Genomic DNA, 7,502 nt, shown 5'->3' on the forward strand with positions numbered 1-7,502 from the left:
GTCGCTGCGTAACCCGTCGCAGCCTTGTGCCTCGTCAGCGATCAGCGCTGGGGAAAGTGTTGTTGTGGTGCAAGTCCCTCAGGAGCGCACAACCCCGGGGCGCCGGGCGTGGCTGTTGATGACCTGGCCCAATAGCTGGATCCCGGGCGCAATCAACTCCTGGGCAATGGAGCCAAATCCCAGGCGAATGCTCGGCCGGGTCAGGGTGTCGGGATCAAGGCAGAACGCATTGCCCGGATCAAACAGCACGCCTTTGGCCACGCCTGCGTAGTACAGGCTCAGCAGGTCATGCCGCCCCGCCAGTTTCAGCCACAGGGTAGCGCCGCCACTGGGCATGGCGAACTCGGCGTCGGGCAATGCTTCACGCAGTGCCCGGGTTACCGCGAGGGCGCGCAGCTGCAGGTTCTCCCGGGCCTGCTGCAACAGGCGGTCGTAGTGGCCTTGCTGAATAAACAGCGCTGCGGTGATCTGATTGTTGCCGGGGATTTGCCGAATCATCAGGCGTTGCAACTGACGCAACTGCTCGATGACGGGGGCGGGTGCCACGATGTAGCCGATGCCCAGCCCCGGTGACAGCAGTTTGGACAAACTGCTGAGATAGATCACCCGCTGCGCCGGGTCGATGGCCTTGAGGGCCGGCAAGGCGTGGCCGTCATATTCGGTTTCGGGGTCGTCATCGTCCTCGAACAGCACCTGGTCATGCCGTTGCGCATGTTCGAGCAGGGCCAGCCGCCGGGCCTGGCTCATGGTCACCCCGGTGGGGCACTGGTAGGCCGGCGTGCAGTACAGGTAGTCGCACTGTGCCAGGGCCGGGGAAATTTGCAGCCCCTGCTCGTCGACGGGCAAGGGCAGCACCTGGGCGCCATCGTGGGCAAAGGCATTGCGCGGATCGCGATAGCCGGGTTCTTCAACCCCGATGACGCTGCCCGGTCGGGCAAATAATCGCGCCAGCAAGTAAAAGCTCTGCTGACGGCCCAGGGTCAGCAGCACTTGATCGTGGGTCGCAGCGATTCCGCGGCGGGGCAACACGCGACGAATCAACTGGTCGATCAACTGGCTTTCACCAACGTTCTCGCCTTCTTGCCACCAGCGATCCACCGCTTTGACCTCCAGGGCCTGACGGCTGCACTGGCGCCACTGCGAGAGCGGAAACTGCTTGGGATCGAACTGGCCGTAGATGAAGGGGTAGCGCACTTCGCGCCAGATCGGCGGGCGATCGGCCCACACTATTTCAGGCCCGGCGCGGTGCATGCGGGCAGACCAGTCCGGCGGCTGCGCTGTCGGGGCGGGCGAGGCCCGGGCCTGTTGCGTCGGGGTAATGGCCCCGCAAACAAAGAACCCGTCGCGGGGGCGTGAATCCACATACCCCTCGGCCACCAGTCGCTCATACACCAGCACCGCGGTGTTGCGCGAAACCCCGGTCAGCAGCGCCAGATCCCGACTCGACGGCAGGCGTGTACCGGCGGGCAAACGTCCCTCCAGCATGGCTGTGACAAAGGCGGTGCACAGTTGAACCTGCAGCGGTTCATCATGCTTGCGCACTTTGGGCAGCAGCTGGCGCCACATCAAATCATGCTGGCTGGAGCGCATGGGTAACCCTGGATCATTCGGCGGAACGCCACCCTAACCCAAGACTCTTTTGCAGCGCTATGGAGTCTTTGATCAGTTGCCCGTCACTGTGCCCCCGGGCCTGCTCTGCGCGGTACCGGGTACGGTTTTCAGCGGCTTGCGCGAGTGATGCCGTTGAGTTGGTCGGTCAGCCGGCTGAAGTACGGTCATGGTGGCCTGAATTGTTAGCCGTTGAATAATTACTGCGATCGGTAAAGTTATTTCTATCGATATAAATTGAGGCACACTCGCCTCCTCATCGATCAAGGAGAAACCCATGAGCACCATTCACCGGCGCCGATCAGCCAGCGAAGGCGGTTACCCCTGTGGGGATGAAACCAGTGCGCGGATTATCGAAGCAGCGTTGAAGCTGTTCGGCGAGCAGGGTTACGAGGGTGCATCGACACGGGAAATTGCCGAGTTGGCAGGGGCCAATGCGCCTGCGCTCAATTACTATTTCAAAAGCAAGGAAGGGGTCTATAACGCCTGCATCGAACATATGGTCGAGCACATCTGGGACTTCCTGGCGCCGACCATCGAAGAGGCGCAGGCGCAACTGGGTGGCCGGCCCGACACTGAGCAGCTGATAGAAACCTTCTGCTCGATCCAGAGCAGAATTGCCGAGTTCATGCTGGTTTCCAACCGCACCAGCAGCTGGCGCAAGTTTTATGCGCGCGAGCAGTCCGGGTTGGGGCCGAATGCAGGTGAAGAGGTGATCAACCAGCGCATTGGCCAGCGCATTATCGGTGTGACCAGTGGCATCATCTCGCGGTTGATGGGGCCGCAGGCGAGTCAGGAGGAGTGCATCCTGCGCTCCATGACCCTGACCGGGCAGTTGCTGCCATTCCACCTGACCCGTGCCAGCTCGCTCAGGGCGCTGGACTGGGATGTGCTGACGCCGAAGCGCTACGCCCTGTTGATGAAGATAGTGCACGAGCAGACCGTGGCCCTGTTGCGCGGCCTGGCGCGATAAAACCGCTGCAAACAAACGGGTATGCCCGCGCCGTCCTCTGCAGGAGCGAGCTTTTATCGAACCGATATTGATTGGCAAAAGAATGCAGTCTTCTTGAGAAGCTCGATCCAGCAGGGTTACAGGAATGATGTTGCACTTACCCCCGGCCTTTCCACGGCACCAGTCTGCGCTCTAGCCAGCGCATCCCCAGGTCGAACAGCAGCGCCAGTACGCCGATCATCAGGATGCCCATGATCACCACGTCGGTGGCCATGAACTTGGACGCTGTGAGTACCATGAACCCCAGCCCTGCGGTAGCTGCGACCATTTCCGCCGCCACCAGGGTGGTCCAGCCAAAACCTATGGCGATGCGCATTCCGGTGAGTATTTCGGGCAACGCGGCGGGCAGGATCACGTACTTGAGCACCTGCCCCCGGCTGGCGCCCATCGAGTACGCCGCATGGATTTGCTCGATGGCCACCGACTTGACGCCGGCCCGGGCACTCAGCGCCAACGGGGCGAACATTGCGAGGTAGATCAACAGCACTTTCGAGCCTTCGCCGATGCCCATCCAGATCACCACCAGCGGCAGGTAGGCCAGCGGCGGCAAGGGTCGATAAAACTCCACCAGCGGGTCGAACACCCCGCGGGCGACCCGATTGACGCCCATCAAAATACCCACCGGAATCGCCGTCAACGCGGCCAGTGCAAAGGCGCCAAATACCCGCAAGGCACTCCAGCCTATGTGGGTCAGCAGGCTGGCATCGGCAAAACCGTCGCGACTGACATCCACGATTTGCGCCCATACCGCTTGCGGTGAGGGCAGAAACAACGGTTTGATCCAGCCGTTACGGGTGGCCAAGAACCACAGGGCGACTATCACGCAGACGGTGCCGAAGCTGAGCAGCAGACTTGAGCCGTTACCCGGGGCACCGTATTGCTCGCCCGGTCTGGCGGGAGCTGCGCGGCGCAGTTCGTTCAGGGTGCGCAGTACGGCATTGCGTTGTTTTTCATCTAGCAGGCTCATTACGCCGCCTCCTCATCACCGTGGATGATGCTCAGGATCTGCTCGCGCAGGGCAATAAAGTCAGGGCTGGATTTCACCGCGCGGGCATCCCGGCATTCGAGAAAACGCTGGCCGAAATCCACCGCGAATTCATGGGTGATACGCCCCGGACGCGGTGACATGATGATCAGGCGGGTGGCCATGAACAGCGCTTCTTCCACATCGTGGGTGATGAAAAACATCATCTTTTGCGTGCGCTGCCAGATCTCCAGAATCAGCTCCTGCAAGCGTTCCCGGGTCAGGGCATCCAGCGCCCCCAGGGGCTCGTCCAGCAACAGCATTTTCGGATCGTTGGTCAGGGCCCGGGCGATCCCGACCCTTTGCTGCATGCCGCCCGACAGTTGATACGTGGCGTGGTCGCGAAACTCCGCGAGCCCGGTCAATTGCAAAAAATGCATGGCCCGCTCATAGCGCTCGGCGCGGGCAATACCGCGCAACTTGAGGCCGAAGGCGACGTTGTCGATCACATTCAGCCACGGCAACAGCGCGTGCTTCTGGAACACCACGCCGCGCTCGGCACCGGGGCCGGTGACTTGATCGCGCAACTCGGCGCCATGGATCCGTGCCGGCACCAGGCCGTGATAATCGCCCAAAGTAATCACGCCGCTGCTGGGTTGAATAAACCCGGCCATCAAATTCAGCAGCGTGGTCTTACCGCAACCCGAGGCGCCCAGGGCGACCACAAAATCTCCGGCGGCGATGTCCAGGTTGACCCCGGACAAGGCACGCACCGGCTGACCCTTTTGCTGTCCCGGATAGAGCACCGAAACATCATGGATTTTAAGGCTGAGGCTCATGGTGGATTCCTCTTTTGTTCGCTGAGTCATGTGGGAGCCGGCAAGCGCGCTCCCACAATCGGGTGACTGGTTTATTTGATGTTTTGCACAAATGCCGGGTTGATCGCCACGCTGTAGTCGGGCAACAGCGCCGGGATCTTCTTTTGCGCCTTGAGGAAGTCCGCGGTGGCTCCCAGGGCCTTGGCGGCCCCGCCGCCCAGCCACGCGGTACCTGCCTGTTCGCTGGCCAGCGGGAACCGGTACAGCGCCAGTACCTGCGGCACTTCTTCAGGTTTGGCCCCGGATTGTCTGGCCACGTTGATCACCTGCGGCGAATCGGCGGTCCAGGTTTTTGGCGCGTTGACGTAACTGGCGGTACTGTCTTGCAGCACCTGGGTAAAGGCCTGCATGCCCGGGCCGTTTTCGGCAGCGAATTTTTTGTCCACCACCAGCCCGTCAAACGTGGCCTTGCCCCAGTGGGTCAACTGGCCGGACGTCAGCAGTACATGACCGCTCTGTTTGAGGCGGCCCAGTGCCGGGTCCCAGATAAACGCCGCATCGATATCCCCACGTTCCCACGCGGCCGGAATGTCCGAGGGTTGCAGGTTGATGACCTTGACCTTGCCGGTCAGGCCGAACTGCTCAAGGGCAAACAAGGCGTGAAAGTGGGTGGTCGAGACGAACGGCACCGCCAGGGTTTTGCCCGCCAGATCCTGGGGCGCGACGATGCCGCTGCCATTGCGCACCACCAGCGCCTCGGCGTCGGCGATGTTGTCGAGAATCCAGAACAGTTGCGCGTCCACGCCGCGACTCAGCGCCGCGGCAATCGGGCTGCTGCCGGCCACCCCGATCTGCACATCGCCCGAGGCCATGGCCAGCATCACGTCGCCGCCGCTGTCGAAGTTGCGCCACTTGATGTCCCAGCCGGTGGCCTTTTCGAAAGCTTGCCGGGCGATGGCGTCCTTCCATGGCGCAAACATGCTTTGCACGCCGATGGTGACGGTTTGCGCCTGGGCATTGACCGCCAGACCCAGGGTCAGGGCGGTGAGCGGCAGCAACACCGCGCGACGAATCCATTTATTCAGGGGCTTGAGCATGGTGAGGCTCCGGGAAGGGGAAGGCGTTGTTTGAGTCCGCCCGATCTTAGGCGGCGGCCCGAAGCTTGCTTTAGATCCAGTTGCTGCAACCTGTGGTGCCAGAGGTCGTTGCAGGCCTTGCGGGGCAAGGGCTGTAGCGTATCGGGTGCGTCATAAGGGTGCGCCGGGGCAGGAGCTTGAGCCATGTTGGAGCGTTATTTCCGGCCCTTTGAAACCGGGCGCGGGTTACAGGAGCAACTGCGTGAGAGTCTGGTCAGCGCGATTCTGGACGGCGCCATGCCCCCCAGTGAGCCGATGCCGTCGTCGCGCAAACTGTGTGAACTGCTCAAGGTGTCGCGCAACACCGTGGTGCTGGTCTACGAACAGTTGGTACAGGACGGTTACCTGATCCCCTCGGATCGGCGCGGCTACTTCATTAACGAGAAGTACCTGCGTCAGCAACTCAACCTCAACCTCAAGCCGGCCACCCGCAAGATTTTCGAGCGCCCCGATCACGCGCCGGACTGGGAGGCCCGCCTGCAAAGCAGCTCGTCGCGTTTGCGGGCCATTGTCAAACCGCGCAACTGGCGCGAGTACCGTTACCCGTTTATTTATGGCCAAGTCGAGGCTGACGAACAAACGGCTGCCCGCTGGCGTGACTGTTCGCGTATCGCCAGCACCGGCGCGCATATGCGCAGCTGGGTCGATGATCAGGTGATGCTCGACGATCCATTGCTGGTGGAACAAATCATCCAGCGGGTACTGCCCAGGCGCGGCATCAGCGTCTCGGCGCAAGAAATACTGGTGACCATCGGTACCCAGAATTCGCTGTACATGCTGGGACAACTGCTTGGCCGCCCGGGGTTGGTGATGGGGCTGGAAGAGCCGGGGTATGTCGATGCGCGCAATATTTTCGGCCTTAGCGGCTGTGAACTGAAACCGCTGTGCATTGACCGTCAGGGATTGGTGGTCGATGCACAGCTGGATGGCTGCGAGATGCTGTTCTGTACCCCCAGCCATCAATCGCCCACCGGCGTGACCATGCCGCTGTATCGGCGCCTGGAGCTGATGGCCAGCGCCCGGGAGCGGGACTTTTTGATCATCGAAGACGACTACGAAAGCGAGCAGAATTTTTTGGGCAGTAACCATCCGGCGCTCAAGAGTTTTGATGACAGTGGCCGGGTGATCTATCTGGGCAGCCTCACCAAAAGCCTGTTGCCGGGGCTACGTTTGGGGTTTATTGCGGCTGATGCGGAGTTGATCCATGAGCTGCGTGCGCTGCGCCGTTACATCTACCGGCATCCGCCGTCGAATAACCAGCGTGCGCTGGCGCTGTTCCTGTCCATGGGCCATTACGATGCCCATGGGCGGCGCTTGCGTGACCGGCTGGCGCGTAAATGGCGGGTAATCAGCCGGGCGATGGCCGAACACCTGCCCGAGTTCAATGCCACCGGCATGGCGGGCGGGTCATCGTTGTGGGTTCGTTGCCCGCCGGGTGTCGATGCCTGGGTCCTGCAACGGCTGGCGGCCAGGCGCGGGGTATTGATCGAGCCGGGGGATATTCACTACCTGAGCGAACAGCGCCCGCGCAATTGTTTCCGGCTGGGGTTTGGCGCTATTGCCCAAGAGCTGATCGAACCCGGGATTACCGCCCTGGGCGCGGCATGGCGGGAGATGAGCAGGAGCGAGCTTGCCTCGCGATGACGGCGGCGCGGTTTTGCAGAGGCAACGAGGTGATTGCATCGCGAGCTCTTCGTTGCTGGTCTGAAAGGCTCGCGAGGCAAGCTCGCTCCTACAGGGTGGGGGGGTTACAACTGCTCGTGGCCGAGGGTGTCTTTGAGCACCGCGAACATCGCAGCCAGATCCACCCGCGAAGTTACGGCCGGCGTCATACAGCTGTTGTGGCTCAATATTTATGGACCATCATGTAGGAGTATCAACTTAAGGATTCATCATGGGATTTCGGGTCGTAACTGCCGAAGAAAAAGCCGAGGCCATTCGCTTGGTCGTGGAAATGAATTACT

The 7,502-nt window shown here is 61.5% G+C and carries 6 protein-coding genes; 2 read left to right on the forward strand and 4 right to left on the reverse strand.

Annotated features, from left to right (window positions below; genetic code table 11):
- Positions 1-78: 78 nt before the first annotated feature.
- The gene (locus WG29040_RS20650; RefSeq protein ID WP_010655589.1) at positions 79-1,590 is read right to left on the reverse strand and encodes a PLP-dependent aminotransferase family protein; all 1,512 of its coding nucleotides are present in this window, start codon (positions 1,588-1,590) and stop codon (positions 79-81) included.
- A 295-nt stretch (positions 1,591-1,885) separates the two neighbouring features.
- Between WG29040_RS20650 and WG29040_RS20655 the strand changes: the two genes are divergently transcribed.
- The gene (locus WG29040_RS20655; protein WP_003443517.1) at positions 1,886-2,581 is read left to right on the forward strand and encodes a CerR family C-terminal domain-containing protein; all 696 of its coding nucleotides are present in this window, start codon (positions 1,886-1,888) and stop codon (positions 2,579-2,581) included.
- Positions 2,582-2,717: 136 nt separating this feature from the next.
- Here WG29040_RS20655 and WG29040_RS20660 read toward each other — a convergent pair whose 3' ends face one another.
- The 3 genes from WG29040_RS20660 to tauA all read right to left on the reverse strand — a co-directional run bounded on the left by WG29040_RS20660 (position 2,718) and on the right by tauA (position 5,499).
- The gene (locus WG29040_RS20660; protein WP_003443516.1) at positions 2,718-3,587 is read right to left on the reverse strand and encodes an ABC transporter permease subunit; all 870 of its coding nucleotides are present in this window, start codon (positions 3,585-3,587) and stop codon (positions 2,718-2,720) included.
- Positions 3,587-4,423 (reverse strand): taurine ABC transporter ATP-binding protein, encoded by an 837-nt coding sequence (locus WG29040_RS20665; protein WP_003443515.1) that lies wholly within the window; start codon positions 4,421-4,423, stop codon positions 3,587-3,589. Before WG29040_RS20665 ends, WG29040_RS20660 begins: the two co-directional genes overlap by 1 nt.
- 71 nt (positions 4,424-4,494) lie before the next feature.
- On the reverse strand, positions 4,495-5,499 hold the full coding sequence (gene tauA / locus WG29040_RS20670; RefSeq protein ID WP_127196805.1) for a taurine ABC transporter substrate-binding protein: 1,005 nt from the start codon (positions 5,497-5,499) through the stop codon (positions 4,495-4,497).
- A gap of 183 nt (positions 5,500-5,682) precedes the next feature.
- On the opposite strand from tauA, the gene WG29040_RS20675 reads away from it, so the two are divergent.
- Entirely contained in the window at positions 5,683-7,182 is a 1,500-nt protein-coding gene (locus WG29040_RS20675) for a PLP-dependent aminotransferase family protein (RefSeq protein ID WP_127196806.1), read from the forward strand.
- The last annotated feature ends 320 nt before the right edge of the window (positions 7,183-7,502 follow it).

The sequence above is a fragment of the Pseudomonas sp. PAMC 29040 genome (assembly GCF_003994535.1).
GTDB classification, from domain to species: domain Bacteria; phylum Pseudomonadota; class Gammaproteobacteria; order Pseudomonadales; family Pseudomonadaceae; genus Aquipseudomonas; species Aquipseudomonas paraversuta.

Coding starts and splice junctions, on each gene's coding strand:
- WG29040_RS20650 (WP_010655589.1), bottom strand. CDS start 1,590: ATGCGCTCCAGCCAGCATGATTTGATGTGGCGCCAGCTGCTGCCCAAA.
- WG29040_RS20655 (WP_003443517.1), top strand. CDS start 1,886: ATGAGCACCATTCACCGGCGCCGATCAGCCAGCGAAGGCGGTTACCCC.
- WG29040_RS20660 (WP_003443516.1), bottom strand. CDS start 3,587: ATGAGCCTGCTAGATGAAAAACAACGCAATGCCGTACTGCGCACCCTG.
- WG29040_RS20665 (WP_003443515.1), bottom strand. CDS start 4,423: ATGAGCCTCAGCCTTAAAATCCATGATGTTTCGGTGCTCTATCCGGGA.
- tauA (WP_127196805.1), bottom strand. CDS start 5,499: ATGCTCAAGCCCCTGAATAAATGGATTCGTCGCGCGGTGTTGCTGCCG.
- WG29040_RS20675 (WP_127196806.1), top strand. CDS start 5,683: ATGTTGGAGCGTTATTTCCGGCCCTTTGAAACCGGGCGCGGGTTACAG.